This is a genomic window from Phenylobacterium aquaticum (assembly GCF_022695515.1).
Taxonomy (GTDB): domain Bacteria; phylum Pseudomonadota; class Alphaproteobacteria; order Caulobacterales; family Caulobacteraceae; genus Phenylobacterium; species Phenylobacterium aquaticum.
In genome coordinates, this window is record NZ_JALDPT010000020.1 from 24,123 (window position 1) to 42,395 (window position 18,273).

Below are 18,273 nucleotides of genomic sequence, written 5' to 3' on the forward strand. Positions count from 1 at the left end.
CAGAGAGCGAAACATGCTGCCGACTGACGCAAGATCGATGGGTCTGGCCCAGGCCGACGCTCTGGCCCGCGACGTCGCCGCCTTCGGGCGCGAGGTGGGCCTGCCCTTCATCGCGGTCAGCGCCGACATCTCCAGTCCCGACCCGATGCTGGGCGCCGACGGCCGTCCGCTCGCCGAGACCCTGTTCCGCTGGATCGATCCGGACATGGCCTATTGGCGCGACCGCGGTTTCGCCCTGCGCTCGCCCTTCGTGCTCGCCGCCCGCTACATGGCCGAGCCCTTCTATTTCGCCGCCGGGCGGTTCGCGACCTGGCGGCCGGCGCCGCGGCTGGAGGCCATTCCGGTCGAGCAGACGGCCCGCGATCATGGCGTGGCCGGGGCGCTGATCGCGGCGGCCCATCTGCCGGGCGGTCTGATCGGCGCCGTGGTCTGGGCCACCCCGGACCCCACCGTCGATGTCGCCGGGATCTTCGCGCGGGAAGGCGCGCGGGCCCACATCCTGGTGCTCAAGCTGATGGCCGCCTATCACGAGGCCCGCGGCGCCCTGCCGGCCATGGCCGAGGGCACGGCGCGCCTGACCCGGCGCGAGATCCAGTGTCTGAAATGGGCCGCCGCCGGCAAGACCGACGCCGTGATCGCCGAACTGATCGGCATCTCGGCCCCGACCGTGCGCTTTCACCTGAAGAACGCCGCCCAGAAGCTGCAGGTGGTCGGCCGCGCCCAGGCCGTGCGCGAGGCCGCCGCCCTGGGCTATGTCGGCGGCGGGCTCAATCCCGCCCGCCGGGCCGCCCCCTGATCAGGCCGGCGCGCGGGCGTATTTCGCCGCCATCTGGGCCATCACCTCGTCGAACTCCGCCACGATCTCGGAGATGATCTGGGCGACCGGCTTGACGGAGTCGATGCGGCCGGCGACCTGGCCCGACAGGGCGATCGAGGCCTCCATATCGCCGCCGAAATAGAGCGCCTGGGAATTCCGGAACTCCGGGGCGACGCCGTTCTCGCCGGGCTCCCGCTCCAGCCGGCTGGTCTTCTCGGTGCGCAGGGCCCGGCAGGCGGGGCCGGGGCCGAAGCGGTTCAGGAACACCGTGTCGGTCTCCTTGGCCGCGACGATGGCGTCCTTCCAGTTCTGGTGCACCGGGCTCTCGGCGGCCGAGACCATGCGGGTGCCCATCTGGATCCCCTCGGCCCCGAGCGCGAAGGCCGCCGCCATGCTGCGCCCATCGACCATGCCGCCCGCCGCGATGATCGGCACGTTGAAGGTCGAGCAGACCAGGGGCAGCAGCACCATGGACGAGACGTCGCGGGCATTCTTGAACCCGCCGCCCTCCGCGCCCTCGACCACCAGCCCGTCGACCCCGGCCTCGATCGCCTTGGCCGCCGCCGCCAGGGACGGCACGACGTGGAAGACCGTCAGGCCGGCCTCCTTCAGCGCGCTGCAATAGCGGTTGGGATCGCCGGCCGAGGTGGTGACGAACTTCACCCCCTGGTCGACCACGAAGGAGACGATGTCGGCGTCGCGGACATAGGCCTGGGCGATGTTCACCCCGAACGGCTTGTCGGTCAGCTGCCGCATCTTCTTCACCTCCTCGCGCACGGCGGGCAGGTCGCCGGACGAGGTCTCGATGATCCCCAGCCCGCCGGCGTTCGAGACGGCGGAGGCGAGCGCCGAGCGGGCGATCCAGCCCATCGGCGCCTGGATGATCGGATAGTCCACGCCCAGGAGTTCGGTGATGCGGGTCTTGATCTTCATGGCGGGGCGTCCTCCCAAACGCGCGTTTGAATGGACGCCATTAGCCAGGGTCGCGGGGCCGCGCGTCAAGCCGGCCTGTTCAGCGCGAGACCTCGAAGGTGAGCGTCGTGGTCATGGATTTCGCCGTCGGCGCCGCGCCCTCGACCCGCGGCGGATACTGGGCCTGGATCACATAGACCCCCGGCTGGTCAAAGCTCACCGCCTCTCCGGCCCCGCCCTTCGTCACGCCGGACCAGGTGAAATGCTGCGCAGCATAGGCGTCGCCCGCCCGCACAATGGAAAGCTGGGCGCCCACCACCGGCTGGCCGTCGTTCAGCACCTGGAACCGGAAGGCGTCGCCGGCATAGAGGTCGTTGGGGTGGCTGAGGGGCGCGATCTCAAGCCCCTGGCCCACCGGCTTGGGAAAGGCCTTGGGCGCGCCGCGGGTGACATAGAGGTCGGCGCGCAGGGTCCCGACCGAGGTCAGGGTCTCGGCGCTCGGCGGCACGGCGGCCTCGTCGATCGGGCCGTCCGCGCGCGGGGCTTCCCCCGGCGGCGGGGCCGGACGCGGCGGACCGCCCGGCCCGCGCACCATCCGCCAGACCCCGTCGATCTTGGCCCATTTGGCGCTGCGGCCCGCCCGCTCCCCGGTGGAGATCCGCCAGGTCCCCTCGGTCGGCAGCGGCGCCTCCAGCACCGCCATCTCCTTCAGCACCGTGACCGCGGCGATCTTGACCGCTGCGCCGTCCGGGCCCGTGACCGTGAAGTCGCCCGCGCCGCGGATCGGGAAGTCGGGCACGAACATGTGCGCCTCCTCCGACATGGCCGCCTGCACCGTCACCATGTCCCGGTGCGGCGCGAAGGTCAGCGGCGCCAGATAGGGCATGTGCCCGGCGCTGGCCGCGGACCCCAATGCCAGGACCGTCAGGCCCGCCGCGAAACCGATCAGACACCGCATCTGCGCACTCCGTGAGAACAGACCGCCTTGCTAATGCGACCTATTCTCATTAGCAAGAGCCGCCCGCTTTCAGTTCCGGACCCTCCATGCCGTCGCCCGTCCTGCTCTCCGCCCTGATGTCCGCGTCCGCCGTCGCCGCCCAGCCGCCGGCCGAGCCCGAGACCTTCCGGTTCCACGCCGACCACGTGCTGGGAACCTCGCTCGACATGGCGGTGACGGGGTCCAGCGCCGCCGAGGCCCAGTTCGCCTTCGCCGCCGCCCAGGCCGAGATCGCGCGCCTGGACCAAGTGCTGTCCGGCTGGCGAGACGACAGCGAACTCGCCGCCCTGAACCTGACCTCCGAACGCCAGGTCTCGGCCGACCTGTTCGCGGTGATCGGCGCCTGCGAGACTTGGCGGGTCCGCTCGGACGGCGCCTTCTCCGCCCGCCTCGGTCTCGTCGAGGCCGCCTGGTCCTCAGCCGACCGACGCCTCGACGCCTGGGCCCTGTGCGACAGGGCGCAGGCCGCGTCCGCTCCGGTGACCCTCGACCCCGCCCGCCGCTCGGTGAGCCGCCCTGACGGCGTGCGCTTCGCCCCCGACGGCCTGGCCAAGGGCTATATCCTCGACGCCGCCCTCGCCGCCGCCCGGCGCGCGGCGCCCTGCGCCCAGGGCCTGATGATCGACATCGGCGGCGACCTGGTCTGCGCCGGCGACCGCGCCTGGCGGGTGGGGGTCTCAGATCCGGCCCGCCTGCAGGACAACGCCGCCCCCTATGCGACGCTCAATCTGCGCGGCCAGGCCCTGGCCGTCAGCGGCCCCGGCCTTCGCGACCGCCATGTCGCGGGCGAGGCGATCTCCCATCTCCTGAACCCGGCCACCGGCCAGCCCGCCCCCCGCGCCCAGGCCGCCGTGGTCGCCCCCCGCGCCGTCGACGCCGACGCTCTGGCCACCGCGCTCGCGGTCCTGCCCCCCGCCGACGGCCTGAGGCTCGCCGCCCGCACGCCGAGCGCCGAGGCCCTGATCCTGGCCGCCGACGGAACCGTCCATCAGACCGAGGGCTGGTCGGCGATCACCTGCCAGACCTCCCCGCCCCTGCCCGCCGGCTTCCAGCTGGAGGTCGGCTTCGACCTGCCCAAGGTGGCCGTGTCGAACTACAAGAAGCCCTATCTGGTGGTCTGGGTGACCGACGCCGACAAGGCCCCGGTCAAGACCCTGCTGATCCTCGGCGCCAAGGGCGAGTATCACGAGGACAATTATGTCTGGTGGCGGCGCTATGGCCGCAAACAGCCCGGCCTGCTCGACGCCATGGCCAAGCCCACCCGCGCGCCCGGCCACTATGCGGTCGGCTGGGACGGGACCGACGACAAGGGCGCCCGCGTCCCCCAGGGCCGCTACATCGTCCACGTCGAGGCGACCCGCGAGCACGGCGGCCACACCTATGAGACCTTCGAGGTCGATCTGGGCGCCAGGCCGGTTGAGACCAAGGCGCCCGCCAAGGACGAGCTGGGCGCTGTCGCCGTGCGCTACGGGAAGACGAAATGAAGGCCGACGCCAAGCGGCCGCGCGCGAGCCTCAAGGTCGAGATCTATCGCCAGTCGCGCCTCTGGCACGGCTATCTCTCGGCCTTCGCCTTCCTGGCCCTGATCTTCTTCGCCGGCACCGGCCTGATCCTGAACCATCCCGAATGGGTCCCGACCAAGCCTGACCCGCGCCCCGTGGAGCGGACCGTGACGCTCACCCCCGCCGAGCTCGCCGCCGCCAAGGCCGCGCCCGACCCGGCGAAGGCGCTCACCGCCGCCCTGGCCGCCAAGATCAAGCTGCGCGGCGCTTACCAGTCCGGCGAATTGCTGGACGACGAGGCCCAGATCCGGCTCGAGGGCGTGACCGGCTCAACCGACATCCTGGTCGATCTGAAGTCCGGCCGGGCCGAGGTCAGCCTGGCGCGCGCCGACCTGGTCACCACGATCAACGAACTGCACCGCGGCAAGAACACCGGCGCGGTCTGGAAGGCGATCATCGACGCCTCGGCGATCCTGGTCCTGGCGCTCTCCCTGATCGGCTATGTGCTGTTCTTCTCCCTGCGCTTCCGCCTGCGCACCAGCCTGATCCTGACGGCCGCCAGCCTCGCCGTCCTGTTCGGCGCCTTCTGGCTGTTCGTCCCCTAGGCTCTAGAGTGCTCGCCTCAGAATCCTTCTCCCCTTGCGGGAGAAGGTGTCGGCGCAGCCGACGGATGAGGGGTCGCACTTCGATCGCAACAGCCCCTTGCCGCCCGATCACATCCGCCTTTCAACCCCTCATCCGACCTCCTTCGGAGGCCACCTTCTCCCGCAAGGGGAGAAGGAGTTTGGGTCCTGACGCAGGGCCAAGGCTGGGCTAAAGCCTGACGAGCTGGATCAGGAGCGCCCCATGTCCCTCGCCGACTTCGTCCGCGGCCTGCCCAAGGCCGAGCTGCACATGCACATCGAGGGCAGCCTGGAGCCGGAGCTGATGTTCGCCCTGGCCGCGCGCAACCGCATCGACCTGCCGTTCAAGTCGGTGGAGGCGGTTCGCGCCGCCTACGCCTTCTCCAACCTTCAGGACTTCCTCGACATCTACTACCAGGGCGCCCAGGTCCTGCAGACGGAGGCGGATTTCCAGGACCTGGCCATGGCCTATTTCCGCCGACTCGCCGCCGACGGCGGGGTCCATGCGGAGATGTTCTTCGACCCCCAGACCCACACCGACCGCGGCCTGCCCTTCTCCGTCGCCATCAACGGCCTGCTGGCCGGCATGGCTCAGGCCGAGCGGGAGCTGGGCGTCACCTCCAAGCTGATCCTCTGCTACCTGCGCCACCTGGATGAGGACGCCGCCTTCGCCACCTTAAAGGCCGCCGAGCCCTGGCTCGACCGCATCGCCGGCGTCGGCCTGGATTCCTCCGAAGTCGGCCATCCGCCCTCCAAATTCGCCCGGGTGTTCGAGGCCTCCCGCGCCGCCGGCCTGAAGCTGGTCGCCCACGCCGGCGAGGAAGGCCCGCCCGCCTATGTCTGGGAGGCCCTGGACCTGCTGAAGGTCGACCGCATCGACCACGGCAACCGCTCCCTGGAGGACGCCCGCCTGACCGAGCGCCTCGTCGCCGAGGGCATGACCCTGACCGTCTGCCCGCTCTCCAATCTCAAGCTCTGCGTGGTCGACGACCTCGCCGCCCACCCCTTGAAGCGCATGCTGGACCTGGGCCTCAAGGCCACGGTCAATTCCGACGACCCGGCCTATTTCGGCGGCTACCTGCTGGACAACTATCTGCGCACCGCCGAAGCCGTCGGCCTCACCCGCGCCGAGCTCGTGACGCTCGCCAAGAACAGCTTTGCGGGGTCGTTCCTCGACGATGCGGACAAGGCCGCGCGCATCGCCCAGATCGACGCCTACGCCGCCGCGAACTAAGCCGCGAAGCTCAGCCGCAGCGTCGCCAGGCTCGTCTCGCGGATCGGCGTCAGGTCCATCCGCGGATCCAGCAGCAGCTGCATGGACAGGCCGAACAGCAGGGCCCCGGTCATCAGGGCCGCCGCATCGGCGTCTATGCCGGCGCGGATCGAGCCCTCCGCCTGGCCCTTGAGGAACAGGGCCTCCAGGGCCTGCTCCACCCCCTTGTGCGCCTCGGCGAAAGGCGCGCGCAGCTCCGACACATCGGCCACGGCCGAGGCCAGCAGCACGAAATAGGCCCTCAGCTCTCCGTCGCGATCCAGCGCCGAGAGGAACACCTCGACATAGGTCAAAACCGCCTCCAGCCCCGGCAGGGTCTCGATCTGGCGGTCCAGCAACAGGGCGCCCAGGCGGCCCTGCAGCTGGGCGATCATCGCCTCGATCAGCCCCTGCTTGGACCCAAACCTCTGGGTCACCAGGCCGCGGCTGTAGCCCGCCCGCGCGCCGATGTTCTCGAAGGTCGCCGCCCCCATGCCGCGCTCGACCACCAGTTCGGCCGCCGCCGCCAGCAGCCGGCGCTCGGACTCGTCCCGGCGCTCGGCCTGGCTGCGTCGGGTTTTCGTGGGCGCTTCCGTAACGGACATGTTGCAAAGTCTATTTACTTGTTGGACAACTAGCAAGTGGACGCCGCGCAGACGCATCGACACACCAGGGAAGCACGCCAGGAACCGCCCCATGACCATTTCGTCCGATATCGCCAACACGATCGTGGACCCTCGCGCCTATGCCGATGGCGACCGGGTCGACCAGGCCTTCGCGCAACTGCGCAAGGAGCAGCCCCTCGACGTCGCCCAGCCCGAGGGCTTCGACCCCTTCTGGGTCGTGACCCGCCACGCCGACATCCTTGAGGTCGAGCGCCAGAACGAGCTGTTCCACAACGGCGACCGCTCGACCGTGCTCACCACCATCGACGCCGACAAGAAGGTCCGGGAAATGATGGGCGGCTCGCCCCACCTGGTCCGCTCCCTGGTCCAGATGGACAACCCCGACCACATGGCCTACCGGCGCCTGACCCAGGGCTCCTTCGTGCCGCAGAACCTGCGCGTGCTGGAGACCCGGATCCGCGAGATCGCCAAGGGCTTCATCGACCGCATGATCGAGAAGGGCGAGGAATGCGACTTCGCCCGTGACGTGGCCTTCCTCTATCCGCTGCACGTGATCATGGAAGTGATCGGCGTGCCGGAGTCCGACGAACCGCGCATGCTGAAGCTGACCCAGGAGCTGTTCGGCAGCGCCGACCCGGACCTGAACCGCACCGGCTCCGATATCCAGGACACCGACGCCGGCGTCGACACCATCCAGTCCGTGGTCATGGACTTCATGATGTACTTCAACGCCATGACCGAGGATCGCCGGGCCAATCCGCGCCAGGACCTGGCCAGCGTCATCGCCAACGGCCAGATCAACGGCCAGCCCCTCGGCCACCTGGAGGCCATGAGCTACTACATCATCGCCGCGACCGCCGGCCATGACACAACCTCTTCGACCACCGCCGCGGCCCTGTGGGCCATGGCCGAGAACCCCGACCAGTTCAAGAAGGTCGCCGCCGACCAGAGCCTGATCCCCGGCCTGATCGAGGAATCCATCCGCTGGGCCACGCCGGTGAAGCACTTCATGCGCACCGCCACCGACGACGCCGAACTGGCCGGCAAGAAGATCGCCAAGGGCGACTGGCTGTTCCTGTCCTATCCGTCCGGAAACCGCGACGAGGCGGTGTTCGACAAGCCCTTCGAGTTCCGGGTCGACCGCACGCCCAACAAGCACGTGGCCTTCGGCTACGGCGCCCACGTCTGCCTGGGCCAGCACCTGGCGCGGATGGAGATGCGCATCCTCTGGGAAGAGTTCTTCAAGCGCGTCGCCAGCGTCGAGATGAACGGCACGCCCAAGCGCATGGCCGCCAGCTTCGTCTGCGGACCCAAGTCCGTGCCGATCCGCTTCAAGCTGCACTGAGGCGGGTCATGTCAGACGCGCCCTACAAGACCTGGCAGTGCCGCACCTGCGGCTACATCTATGACGAAGAAGCCGGCGATCCGGGCGAGGGCCTCGCGCCCGGCACCCGCTGGTCGGACATTCCCGACACCTGGATCTGCCCGCTCTGCGGCACGCCCAAGGCCGACTTCGACATGATCGAGCTCTGACCCTCTTCTCCTCTCCCCGCGGAGCGGGGCGAGGGGGTTCCTCACCACACGTCCACAAAGCTCCGCCGTCCGGGCACGGGCGGCGGACAGCTTTTCAAGCCCCGCATCAGCCAGGCGCGGGTCTCGGCCGGATCGATCACCGCATCGATCTCATTGACCTGCGCGACGCTGATCGCCTTGCCGGTCTCGTACATGCGCCCGACCAGCTTCTGGAACAGGGCCTCGCGCGCCGCCGGATCGGCCTCCGCCTCCAGCTCCTTGCGGTAGCCGAGCCGCACCGCCCCCTCCAGACCCATGGGTCCGAACTCGGCGGTCGGCCAAGCGATGGTGAAGGCCGAGGCCGAGAAGTCGCCGCCGGTCATGGCCTGAGCGCCAAGGCCGTAGCCCTTCCTCAGCACCACCGCGAACAGTGGGACCGAAAGCCCGGCCGCGGTCACGAACAGCCGCGAACCCCGGCGGATCGCCGCGGTCTTCTCCGAGTCCGGCCCGACCATGAAGCCGGGCGTGTCGCACAGCGAAACCACCGGAATGCCGAAGGCGTCGCACAGCTGCAGGAACCGTCCGCCCTTCTCCGCGCCGGGTGAGTCGATCGCCCCGCCCAGATGGCGCGGATCATTGGCGATCAGGCCCATGGGCCGGCCCTCGATCCGCAGGAAGCCGGTGATCAGGCCGACCCCATAGCCGCCGCGCAGCTCGATCCACGAGCCGGTGTCGGCCAGGGTCTCGATCACCCGGCGCGCGTCATAGACCCGGACCCGGTTCTCGGGGATCAGGTGGCGCAGGGTCCGCTGGTCGGCGCAGGTCCAGTCCTTCACCGAACCCTGGAAGATCGACAGCACATGCTTGGCGGCCACCACCGCCGCCGCCTCGTCCTCGACCAGCAGGTCCAGCGCGCCGTTCTCCCACTGGACCTCGGAAGGGCCGATCTCGTCCGGGGTGAAGACCCCCAGCCCGCCGCCCTCGATCATGGCCGGACCGCCCAGGCCGATATTGGAATAGCGGGTGGCGATGGTCACGTCGGCGCAGCCGAAGAACACGGCATTGCCGGCGAAGCAGCGGCCGGAATTGATGGCGATCCGCGGCGCGGTCCCCGACAGCCGCGCAAAGGTCGTGAAGCTGGTGGTGTCCAGCGACGAGGCCGAGAGCCCGCCGACATCGACATCCCCCGGCCGCCCGCCGCCCCCCTCGGTGAACCAGATCACCGGCGCCTTCCAATGCTCGGCGAACTCCAGGATCCGGTCGGTCTTCTTGTGATTGAAGTGGCCCTGGGTCCCGGCCAGCACCGTGAAGTCATAGGCCAGGCCCACACAGCGGGCCTTGTCCTCATCGAACAGCCCGCCGTTCACCTCGCCGACCCCGGTGATGATGCCGTCGGCCGGGGTGTTGATCTGCAGGTCCTCGACCGAGCGCCGGCGCTTCTGGGCGGCGATGGCCAGCGCCCCGTATTCGTTGAAGCTTCCGGGATCGAACAGGTCGTCGAGGTTCTCCCGCGCCGTCCGCTGGCCGGTCCGCCGCCGCCGCGCGACGGCGTCGGGGCGGTTCTCGTCGAGGGTCAGGGCGTAGCGGTTGCGCACCTCCTCCAGGTCCGGCCGGATCAGGTCGAGATCGATGTCCTCGGCCGCCTCGGCCAGTTCGCCGGCGTCGGAGGGGGCGATGAAGGCCAGGGGCGCGCCGGTCTCCACCACCGCCCCGATCGCCAGCGGCAGGCGGCGCACCACCCCGCCGGCGGCCGCCGTGACCACGTGCTGCATCTTCATGGCTTCCAGCACGGCGATGGCCTGGCCGGCGCGGACCGTCTCGCCCTCGGCGGCCTCCAGGGCGACCAGGGTGCCGCGCAGGGGAGCCGGGGTGGCGACCGTGCCCGCGGGCCCGGCCTCGAACACCGGGACGACGGGGCGCGACGTCTCGGCGTCCTCCGCCGGCGTCAGCTCCGCGGCCCGCGCGGCCAGCAGGCCCAGATTGGCCTCGATGAACCCGGTCGAGGCCTGGCTGTCGGCCACCTCCGGCCGCTCCAGCAGGGCGCGCAGCAGCGGCAGGCTGGTGTCCGCCCCGGTGATCACGAACTCGGCCGCCGCCCGCGCCGCCTTGGCCAGGGCGACCCGCAGATCGTCCGAGGTGCTGTGCACGATCAGCTTGGCGATGAGGGAATCAAAGGCCGGGCTGGTCGCATAACCGCCCCGGCCATAGCCGTCGACCCGAACCCCTGGACCGGACGGCGGCTCGTAGCGGACCAGGGTTCCGCCCCCGCCGCCGCCCAGGGTTCCGTCGGCGGACAGGGTCTCGAGATTGACCCGCAGCTGCACCGCATAGCCGCGCGGCTCAGGGACGCCGTCGGCCAGACCCAGCTCGGCGAGCGTGGCGCCGGCGGCGATCTTCAGCTGAATCTGCACGAGGTCGAGGCCGGTCACTTCCTCCGTCACCGTGTGCTCGACCTGCAGCCTGGGGTTCACCTCCAGGAAGGCGACGGTCTCGCGATCGTCGGCGTCGAGCAGGAACTCGACCGTCGCCAGGCCCTTCAGCCGGGCGGCATGGGCGAGCGCCAGGGCGGCGGCGGCCAGGCGGGCGCGGACCTCGTCCGGTACGGCGGGCGCCGGCGCGATCTCGATGATCTTCTGGTGCCGGCGCTGCAGGGAGCATTCCCGGTCATGGAGCGTGACCGCGGCCTCGCCGTCGCCGACCACCTGCACCTCGATATGGCGGGCGTGGCCGATATAGCGCTCGGCGAACAGCCGGCCGTCGCCGAAGGCCGCCTCGGCCTCCCGCTCGCAGAGATCGAAGGCCGTGGCGGGATCCTCGCCGGCCGGGACGCGACGCATGCCGCGTCCGCCGCCCCCGGCCACCGCCTTGAGCATCAGGTCGACCTCGGAGCCCAGGGCGTCCTGGAACGCCCGCACCTCGGCCAGCGTCGCCCCGCCGCCGGTGGCGGCCGCCAGCGGCACGCCCTCCTGTTCGGCCAGCTCGCGGGCCCGGGCCTTGTCGCCGAACAGGTCGAGGGTCTCGGGATCAGGCCCCACGAAGATCAGGCCCGCCGCCTGGACCGCACGGGCGAAGGCCGGCGATTCCGACAGGAAGCCATAGCCCGGATGCAGGCTGTCGCAGTCGGCGGCGACGGCCGCGGCCACCACGGCGTCGATATCGAGATAGGCCCGCGGCCCCGTCCCCGGCAGACCCACCTCGACGTCGCCGGCCCCGCGGTGGGGCGAGCCCGCATCGTCCTGCGACCAGCAGGTCACGGAGGCGATCCCCAGCTCGGCCGCCGCGCGGGCGATGCGGATGGCGATCTCGCCGCGATTGGCGATGAAGAGCTTGCGAAGCGGCATGGAGCGTTCCCGGGCGTGGTCTTGTTTTTTCCAACTAGACCTTGGCTCGGCGGCCCGGGGAAGCGGTCATTTACCCTGCTCGAGCAGTCCTCTTGCCAATTCAGAAGCTTAGGCGCACAGTTTCCGCCCAAGGGCTCCTCGCCGGCGGAACGGTGAGGGGCCCTTTTCATTTTCGGGCCGCTTCCGACGCGCGCCGCGAGGACGAGCATGAGCACCAACCGCCAGGGCCACATCCGCCTGACCTCCCATCCGGGGGCAGGAACGGCGAGCCGATTCCCCCTGCACTGGGGCGCCCCCACCGCGCGGGAGCGCGGACCGGTGATCGCCACGGTCAACGCCGGCGCCGACCGCAACGCCATCGGGGCGCATGGCGGGGCCTATTCGATCTATCGGGCCTTGGCGATCTCGTCCGGCGCCATGAGCTCCCTGGTCCGCCCGGACCTGACCGACACCTCGCCGGTGGTGGAGATCGGCCCGCATCCGCAGTGGAGCGATCCCGCCAGGATCGTCAGCCTGGACCCCTGGGGCCACCGGGTCGCCCAGGACTTCGCCGCCGAGATCGCCGAGGGCCTGGACATCCGCCCCTCCATCGCCATCACCCGGGCCCGCATCACCCTGCCGGAGATCCAGGAGGCGATCGCCAAGGGCCGGCTGCCGGTCGACGGAACCGTGGTGCGCGCCGAGGGCGACATCGCCGTCACCAAGGCGGCGCTGGATCCGGTCTGGTGGCTGCCGGGCATCGCCGAGCGCTTCGGCGTCTCGGAGACCAAGCTGCGCCGCACCCTCTTCGAGGAGACCGGCGGCATGTATCCGGAGCTGGTCACCCGGCCGGACATCTCTGTCTTCCTGCCCCCGATCGGCGGCATCACCCTCTACATCATGGGCGACCCGGCCCTGATCGGCCGCGCGCCGCTCACCTGCCGGGTGCATGACGAGTGCAACGGCTCCGACGTGTTCGGCTCGGACATCTGCACCTGCCGCCCCTATCTGACCCACGGGATCGAGGAATGCGCCCGCCAGGCCCAGGCCGGCGGGGTGGGCCTGATCGCCTATAACCGCAAGGAGGGGCGGGCGCTGGGCGAGGTGACCAAGTTCCTGGTCTATAACGCCCGCAAGCGTCAGCCCGGCGGCGACCAGGCGGCCACCTATTTCGAGCGCACTGAATGCGTGGCCGGCGTCCAGGACGCCCGCTTCCAGCAGCTGATGCCCGACGTGCTGCACTGGCTGGGGATCAGCCACATCGACCGCTTCGTCTCCATGTCGAACATGAAGCACGACGCGCTCACCGCCAGCGGCATCACCATCGGCGAGCGGGTGCAGATCCCCGACGACCTGGTGCCCCAGGACGCCAATGTGGAGATGGAGGCCAAGAAGGCCGCCGGCTACTTCACCACCGCGCCGGCCCCCACCGCGGCGGACCTCGGCAAGGTCATCGGCCGCGACCTGAAGGACTTCTGACCTGCAAGCCGCCCGAAGCCTGCTGACCGCCGCCGCCGTGCGAGAGCGCGGCCACGAGATGCTGCGCCTGGCGCTCGCCGGCGCCCTGCCCGACTGGCGGGTCGAGCTCGCGCGGCTCGAACCCCTGGCCGACCTGACCGCCGCCGTGATCCGCGGGCGCTATCCCGATCTGGCCGTGCCCTTCCACGCCCGCTGGCGCCACTTCGTGGTCAGGGGCCAGGACCTGTGGGCGGAGATGGACGCCCGCACCGACTGGACAGACCGGGCCGAGCGGGCCCGGGCCGCCTTCGATCTCGCCATCACCTCGGTGCTGCTGGACGCGGGCGCCGGCATGGCCTGGCGCTATCACGACGCGGCGACTGACAGCGTCTCGGCCCGCTCCGAGGGCCTGGCCGTGGCCTCCTTCCGGCTGTTCGAGTCCGGGGCCTTCTCCGGCGATGTCGAACCCCTGCAGGCAGACGCCCTGGCGGAGCTGTCGACCCACACCCTGGCCGCCGGCTTCCAGGTCAGCGACGTCAATCCCCTGGTGGGGTTGGAGGGCCGCGCCGCCCTGCTGCGCCGGCTGGGAGAGCAGACCCTGGCCCGGCCCGACCTGTTCGGCCTGAAATCCGCGCCCCGGCCCGGCGGGCTCTATGACCTGCTGGCCGGCCGCGCCGTGGACGGACGATTGCCGGCGACCGCCATACTGGAGGCCCTGCTGGAAGGACTGGGGCCGATCTGGTCCGGCCGGCTGACGGTGATGGGCCTGCCGATGGGCGACACCTGGCGCCATCCGGCGATCATCCGGCCCGACTCCACCGACGGGCTCGTGCCCCTGCACAAGCTCAGCCAGTGGCTGGCCTACAGCCTGATCGAGCCGCTGGAGGCGGCCGGGATCACGGTGACCGACATCGACGGCCTGACCGGCCTGGCCGAATACCGCAATGGCGGTCTGTTCCTCGACGGGGGCGTGCTGGTCGCGGTCGATCCCGTGGCCGCCGCCCTGCCGCTGGAGGTCTCCGATCCCCTGGTGGTCGGCTGGCGGGCCATGACCGTGGCCCTGCTGGACGAGATCGCGCCCATGGTGCGCGAGCGCCTGGGGGTGACGGCGCAGGCCTTTCCCCTCGCCTGCGTGCTGGAGGGCGGCACCTGGGCCGCCGGCCGCCGGCTCGCCGCCGAGCGCCGCGCCGACGGCGGCCCGCCCCTGGCCATCCTCAGCGACGGCGCCGTTTTCTAGGAGTGCGCATGAAGAACGTGACCGTGGTCGACCATCCCCTGGTGCAGCACAAGCTGACCCGCCTGCGCGACCGGGAGACCTCGACCAAGACCTTCCGTGAGCTGACGCGGGAGATCTCGACCCTGCTCGCCTATGAGGTCACCCGCGACCTGCCCCTGACCCACAAGATGATCGTGACGCCCATGGAATCGATGGGCAGTCCCGAGATCGCCGGCAAGAAGCTGGTCTTCGCCCCCATCCTGCGGGCCGGGGAAGGCATGCTGGAGGGGATGCTGATCCTCGCCCCCTCCGCCCGTGTCGCCCATATCGGCCTCTATCGCGACCCGGCGACCATGGTGGCGGTGGAATATTATCTGAAGGCGCCCGAGACGCTCGCCGAGCGCACGGTCATCGTCATGAACCCCCTGCTCGCCACCGGCGGCACGGCCAGCGCGGCGGTGGAGCGGCTGAAGGAATCCGGCGCCGCCGACCTGAAGTTCGTCTGCATCCTGGCCGCCCCCGAAGGCCTGGCCCGCTTCACCGCCGAACACCCCGACGTGCCGGTCTGGACCGCGGGCATCGACCGCGAACTGGACGCGCGAGGCTACATCCTGCCGGGCCTCGGCGACGCCGGCGACCGGCTCTACGGCACGCGGTAGCAGACGCCCCCTCCGCTCATCCCCGCGAAGGCGGGGATCCAAGCGGCGGCGCGGCGCGCCGGCCTTGCCGGACCGACCGTGGATCAGCTGGCCCCGGCGACCTTGGCCGCCTCGGTCTTGCAGTCATAGCTGAGGTCCGGCAGACGGCAGACATCGGGCCAGACGCCGGACGCCCGCCAATAGGCCACCAGTCCCAGCTCATTCGCCAGACGCATGGCCCGCGGATCCCGCCACATCGCCTCGGCGGGCGGATTGAACAGCACGACGGTCGAGCCGTCGGTGGTCCCGCGCAGCCGATGGGCCGCCGCGAAGGTCGTGTCGAGATCTCCAAGGCGGGCCAGGAGCAACATGGCGTCGACCTGAACGATGCTCCGCTGGGCGAAGGCCAGCCGGACCAGGGCGGCGTGGGCGGCCGGCGTCAGGGCCGCGCCCTTCAGGGGCAGATTGGCGCTCAGGGTCCGCCAGTCGGCGATCTCGGCGGGGGTCATGCGCGACCCCTTGGCGGGCAGGTCGGCGGCGAGCGCCCGGGCCTCGGCGATCCGGCCCGACCAGAGCAGGGTGCGCATCGACACCCGCCAGGAGCCGGCATAGGTCGGAAACCGCGCCACGGTCGCCGCGGTCAGGGCCTCCGCCTGGCGATCCCGTCCCATGCCGCTCCAGGCATAGGCGAGGCCCGAATTGATCAGCGGCGAGATGGGGTCGAGCGCCCAGGCCCGCTCCCGCTCGGCCGTCGATTCCTCCACCCGACCGGTCTCCACGAGCAGATCGGCGAGGGCGGAATGCAGTTCAGGATCGACGGGAGCGGCGGCGAGCCCCTTCCGCAACAGGCGCTCCCGCGTCAGCCATTCATGGTGCGGGATCATGCGGGCCTGGGCGGCGAATGCGACCCCGTCCCGGGGATTGAGCTCGAGGGCGCGCTGGGCGGCCCTGCGGCCTTCGGCCAACAGCGTCGCGGCCTCGGCCGGTGGAACGCCGCGCTCGGCGATGTAGGAATCGACCAGGGCGAGACCCGAATAGGCGCGCGAGAAGGTCGGCGCCTCGGCGGTCAGCCTCTTGAACTGCTGGCGCCACAGGACGAGCTCCGGGCGGTCCTGCCGCCGAAGCCCGGCGCAGGCCGAAAGATAGGTGCTCAGGGCCTCGGTCGGCAGGCTCGCGACGCCCGACTGGCCGGCGCAGCGCACGACGTCGCTGACCTGGGCGGCGATGCGCTGGCGCAGGCTCGTCCGGTCGCCAGGGTCATCGACATTGAGCGACCAGAGGCTGCGACTGGCGCGCGCCGAATCCAGAATGAGCCCGACGTGCAAACCCGGTCCGTCGGCCCGGATGGCGCCGCTGAGCAGCAGGCCCGCACCCAGACGGCGCGCCCGATCCTCCGCGCGCGCGCCGCTGAACCCTTCAAAGGCGGCGGGTGCGATCAGGTCGCCTTGATTGGCAGGACCTGGGCCTGGATGTCGTCCTGCAGACCGCGGGCGAAGGCCGCGGCGCCCGGGTCTCCCCCCGCGTCGAAGGCGAGCAGCGCCAGCCGGGCGGGATGGGAGGAGCCCCTCCAGACCGCCATGGAGAGCAGCACCGCCAGCACCGCCAGGATCGCGAGCCCGCCCCATCGCAGAAGCCGGGGCGACAGCCGGGGTCGGGCCGGACCCGAGGCCGGGTCGGCGAAGCCGAAGACTTCGATCCGCTCGCTCATCTTGTCGAGGGCGATCAGCCCCCGGGCCCGAAGCCGCGCCGCCCGGTCGCCGCGCAGGGCCCGCCGGGCGTCGGCTGAAAACAGCGGGGCGTTGGGCGAAGCCTTCGCCTGGATCCGGGCGGCGACATTGACGCCATGGCCCAGCAGATCGCCATCCGGCGCTTGCCGCACCTCGCCCAGGTGAACCCCGATCCGGACCGCGGCCGGGGCCTGGGCGGCCAGGGCCTCGGCCAGGTCGAAGGCTCCGGACGCTGTCGGGAACTCCAGCATGAAGCCGTCGCCCGCGCTGTTGAACACCCGCCCGCCATGGTCCGCGGCGAGGCGGGCGATCAGGGTGCGCAGCCTGTCGAGGTCACCGAGGGCGCCGGTCTCGTCGGCCTCAACCCGCGCCGAGTACCCGACCATGTCGATGGCGACGATCACCGCAAGCTTTCGGCCCTGCAGATCCGGAGACGTCGGCGCCATGTCAGAGACCACGTCGATCGCTCCATCGTTATTCGCCCACCCTATCACGGCGGGGCGAGCTTTGGGCGTCGCCGTCAAGTTCCCGCCACGGCCCGAAGCCTCTGGGTCGACAGGATGCGCACCCCGGAACGGTCCAGACGCAGGAGGCCCTCCCCGACCCAGGCGTGGAGCTTGCGATTGACCTTCTCGCGCGAGGCGCCGACCCGCCGGGCCAGCTCCGTCTGGGTCACCGCCACCAGTCCCTCTCCCGTCGCGGCCTCCAGGAGGGCGCGCGCCAGCCGGCCGCCCAGGTCCAGGACCTGTCGCGCTTCGAGGTCACCGTCCACCTGCCGAAGGCGAAGGCTCAATCCGGCGATCAGGGCCAGGGCCGCCTCGGGATGATCGGCCAGGACCTCGAGGAAGGCTTGGCGGCTGACCTTCAGCGCGCGGCAGGCGCGCAGCGCGGTCAGATCCGCGGATCGGGCGCCGCCGTCCAGCACCGCCATCTCGCCCACGATTTCCCCGGGGCCCAGGGCTGCGATCACCGTCTCTGCGCCCCCCGCCGACAGGGTCCGCACCTCGATCGCGCCCTGGAGGATCAGATAGGCCGCGTCCCCGGGATCGCCCTGGCGCGCGAGGTCCTGGCCCGGCTCAAGCGTGACCACCGTCCCGCCTGTTGCGAGTCGAAGCAGGCTCGGAGGGTCGAGAACCCCGAACACCGGACTTTGGGCGAGCGCACGGGCGACGTCTTCGGGCCTGGCGAACGGGACTGAAACCATGACGAGACCCCAGGCGCGACGAGACCCCGGCCTGGCGAGGCGAGGGCCCGCCGGGGCGGCTGTTGACGCCGCCAGACCCTGGCGCTCGGCGTTCAACGCGAAGTCTGGGCGAATTCCCGGCGCGCCGCCAGGGTCGCCGCGCGCTGAGCCTGGACCTGGGCGACCATGGACTGGGCGACATCGCGACGACAGGCGGCGATCGTGCCGCCCACGGGATTGGCGCGGCAATAGGCGTCGGCCTGAGCCTGGATGCGCTGCTGGAGGTTCCCATAGGCCGCGACGCTCGCGAGGTCGGAGGCGGCGTAGGCGACCCGCGCCCGGTCCTACCGATCCTGGGATTGGGCGTGGGCGGCCGCGGCGCCGGACGCGACGACAAGGGCGAGGGCGGCGATAAAGAGGCGTTGCATGACGAGGGCTCGCTGAGAGGACGGCGCGGATTGCGCTGGCCCTTCGTCTAGGCCCGGGAGGG

The 18,273-nt window shown here is 71.0% G+C and carries 17 protein-coding genes; 10 read left to right on the forward strand and 7 right to left on the reverse strand.

Features of this window, described 5'->3' with window-relative positions:
* Positions 1 to 13 precede the first annotated feature (13 nt).
* On the forward strand, positions 14 to 796 hold the full coding sequence (locus tag MQH10_RS15120) for a helix-turn-helix transcriptional regulator (RefSeq protein ID WP_242564859.1): 783 nt from the start codon (positions 14 to 16) through the stop codon (positions 794 to 796).
* Here the strand turns inward: MQH10_RS15120 and MQH10_RS15125 are convergent, their stop codons facing one another.
* Positions 797 to 1,750 carry an NAD(P)H-dependent flavin oxidoreductase gene (locus tag MQH10_RS15125; RefSeq protein ID WP_242564860.1) on the reverse strand — a complete coding sequence of 318 codons (954 nt, stop codon included), beginning with the start codon at positions 1,748 to 1,750 and terminating at the stop codon, positions 797 to 799.
* Between the two features lie 79 nt (positions 1,751 to 1,829).
* Positions 1,830 to 2,687: a DUF4198 domain-containing protein gene (locus MQH10_RS15130; protein ID WP_242564861.1), complete on the reverse strand. Its 858-nt coding sequence runs from the start codon at positions 2,685 to 2,687 to the stop codon at positions 1,830 to 1,832.
* An 86-nt stretch (positions 2,688 to 2,773) separates the two neighbouring features.
* On the opposite strand from MQH10_RS15130, the gene MQH10_RS15135 reads away from it, so the two are divergent.
* The 3 genes from MQH10_RS15135 (at position 2,774) to MQH10_RS15145 (ending at position 6,085) form a co-directional block, all read left to right on the forward strand.
* Positions 2,774 to 4,210, forward strand: a complete 1,437-nt coding sequence (locus MQH10_RS15135) for a DUF2271 domain-containing protein (protein ID WP_242564862.1) — start codon at positions 2,774 to 2,776, stop codon at positions 4,208 to 4,210.
* Positions 4,207 to 4,833: a PepSY-associated TM helix domain-containing protein gene (locus MQH10_RS15140; RefSeq protein WP_242564863.1), complete on the forward strand. Its 627-nt coding sequence runs from the start codon at positions 4,207 to 4,209 to the stop codon at positions 4,831 to 4,833. Before MQH10_RS15135 ends, MQH10_RS15140 begins: the two co-directional genes overlap by 4 nt.
* A gap of 241 nt (positions 4,834 to 5,074) precedes the next feature.
* The gene (locus tag MQH10_RS15145) at positions 5,075 to 6,085 is read left to right on the forward strand and encodes an adenosine deaminase (protein ID WP_242564864.1); all 1,011 of its coding nucleotides are present in this window, start codon (positions 5,075 to 5,077) and stop codon (positions 6,083 to 6,085) included.
* On the opposite strand, the gene MQH10_RS15150 is transcribed toward MQH10_RS15145, so the two are convergent.
* Positions 6,082 to 6,708: a TetR/AcrR family transcriptional regulator gene (locus tag MQH10_RS15150; protein ID WP_242564865.1), complete on the reverse strand. Its 627-nt coding sequence runs from the start codon at positions 6,706 to 6,708 to the stop codon at positions 6,082 to 6,084. The two genes, MQH10_RS15145 and MQH10_RS15150, sit on opposite strands and share 4 nt — an antisense overlap.
* Positions 6,709 to 6,799: 91 nt before the next feature.
* Here MQH10_RS15150 and MQH10_RS15155 point away from each other — a divergent pair, with 91 nt between their 5' ends.
* Together MQH10_RS15155 and MQH10_RS15160 are read left to right on the forward strand one after the other, a co-directional pair.
* Positions 6,800 to 8,074, forward strand: a complete 1,275-nt coding sequence (locus MQH10_RS15155) for a cytochrome P450 (RefSeq protein ID WP_242564866.1) — start codon at positions 6,800 to 6,802, stop codon at positions 8,072 to 8,074.
* An 8-nt stretch (positions 8,075 to 8,082) separates the two neighbouring features.
* Entirely contained in the window at positions 8,083 to 8,262 is a 180-nt protein-coding gene (locus MQH10_RS15160; protein ID WP_242564867.1) for a rubredoxin, read from the forward strand.
* Positions 8,263 to 8,303: 41 nt separating this feature from the next.
* Here MQH10_RS15160 and MQH10_RS15165 read toward each other — a convergent pair whose 3' ends face one another.
* A complete protein-coding gene (locus tag MQH10_RS15165; RefSeq protein WP_242564868.1) occupies positions 8,304 to 11,582 on the reverse strand; it encodes an acetyl-CoA carboxylase family protein in 3,279 nt (1,092 codons plus the stop codon).
* A gap of 207 nt (positions 11,583 to 11,789) precedes the next feature.
* On the opposite strand from MQH10_RS15165, the gene MQH10_RS15170 reads away from it, so the two are divergent.
* Genes MQH10_RS15170 through upp form a run of 3 tightly spaced genes read left to right on the forward strand, consistent with a single transcriptional unit; the run spans position 11,790 to position 14,894 of the window.
* Positions 11,790 to 13,040 carry a GTP cyclohydrolase II gene (locus tag MQH10_RS15170; protein ID WP_242564869.1) on the forward strand — a complete coding sequence of 417 codons (1,251 nt, stop codon included), beginning with the start codon at positions 11,790 to 11,792 and terminating at the stop codon, positions 13,038 to 13,040.
* 22 nt (positions 13,041 to 13,062) lie between these two features.
* A complete protein-coding gene (locus tag MQH10_RS15175; RefSeq protein WP_272886964.1) occupies positions 13,063 to 14,256 on the forward strand; it encodes a DUF1688 family protein in 1,194 nt (397 codons plus the stop codon).
* Positions 14,257 to 14,264: 8 nt separating this feature from the next.
* Positions 14,265 to 14,894 (forward strand): uracil phosphoribosyltransferase, encoded by a 630-nt coding sequence (gene upp, locus MQH10_RS15180; RefSeq protein ID WP_242564871.1) that lies wholly within the window; start codon positions 14,265 to 14,267, stop codon positions 14,892 to 14,894.
* Positions 14,895 to 14,977: 83 nt separating this feature from the next.
* Here upp and MQH10_RS15185 read toward each other — a convergent pair whose 3' ends face one another.
* The 3 genes from MQH10_RS15185 to MQH10_RS26465 all read right to left on the reverse strand — a co-directional run bounded on the left by MQH10_RS15185 (position 14,978) and on the right by MQH10_RS26465 (position 17,804).
* The gene (locus MQH10_RS15185; RefSeq protein ID WP_242564872.1) at positions 14,978 to 16,198 is read right to left on the reverse strand and encodes a tetratricopeptide repeat protein; all 1,221 of its coding nucleotides are present in this window, start codon (positions 16,196 to 16,198) and stop codon (positions 14,978 to 14,980) included.
* A gap of 110 nt (positions 16,199 to 16,308) precedes the next feature.
* Positions 16,309 to 17,058 (reverse strand): adenylate/guanylate cyclase domain-containing protein, encoded by a 750-nt coding sequence (locus tag MQH10_RS15190; protein ID WP_242564873.1) that lies wholly within the window; start codon positions 17,056 to 17,058, stop codon positions 16,309 to 16,311.
* 62 nt (positions 17,059 to 17,120) lie between these two features.
* Entirely contained in the window at positions 17,121 to 17,804 is a 684-nt protein-coding gene (locus MQH10_RS26465; RefSeq protein ID WP_272886962.1) for a Crp/Fnr family transcriptional regulator, read from the reverse strand.
* Between the two features lie 62 nt (positions 17,805 to 17,866).
* On the opposite strand from MQH10_RS26465, the gene MQH10_RS27265 reads away from it, so the two are divergent.
* The gene (locus tag MQH10_RS27265) at positions 17,867 to 18,262 is read left to right on the forward strand and encodes a hypothetical protein (RefSeq protein ID WP_242564874.1); all 396 of its coding nucleotides are present in this window, start codon (positions 17,867 to 17,869) and stop codon (positions 18,260 to 18,262) included.
* The last annotated feature ends 11 nt before the right edge of the window (positions 18,263 to 18,273 follow it).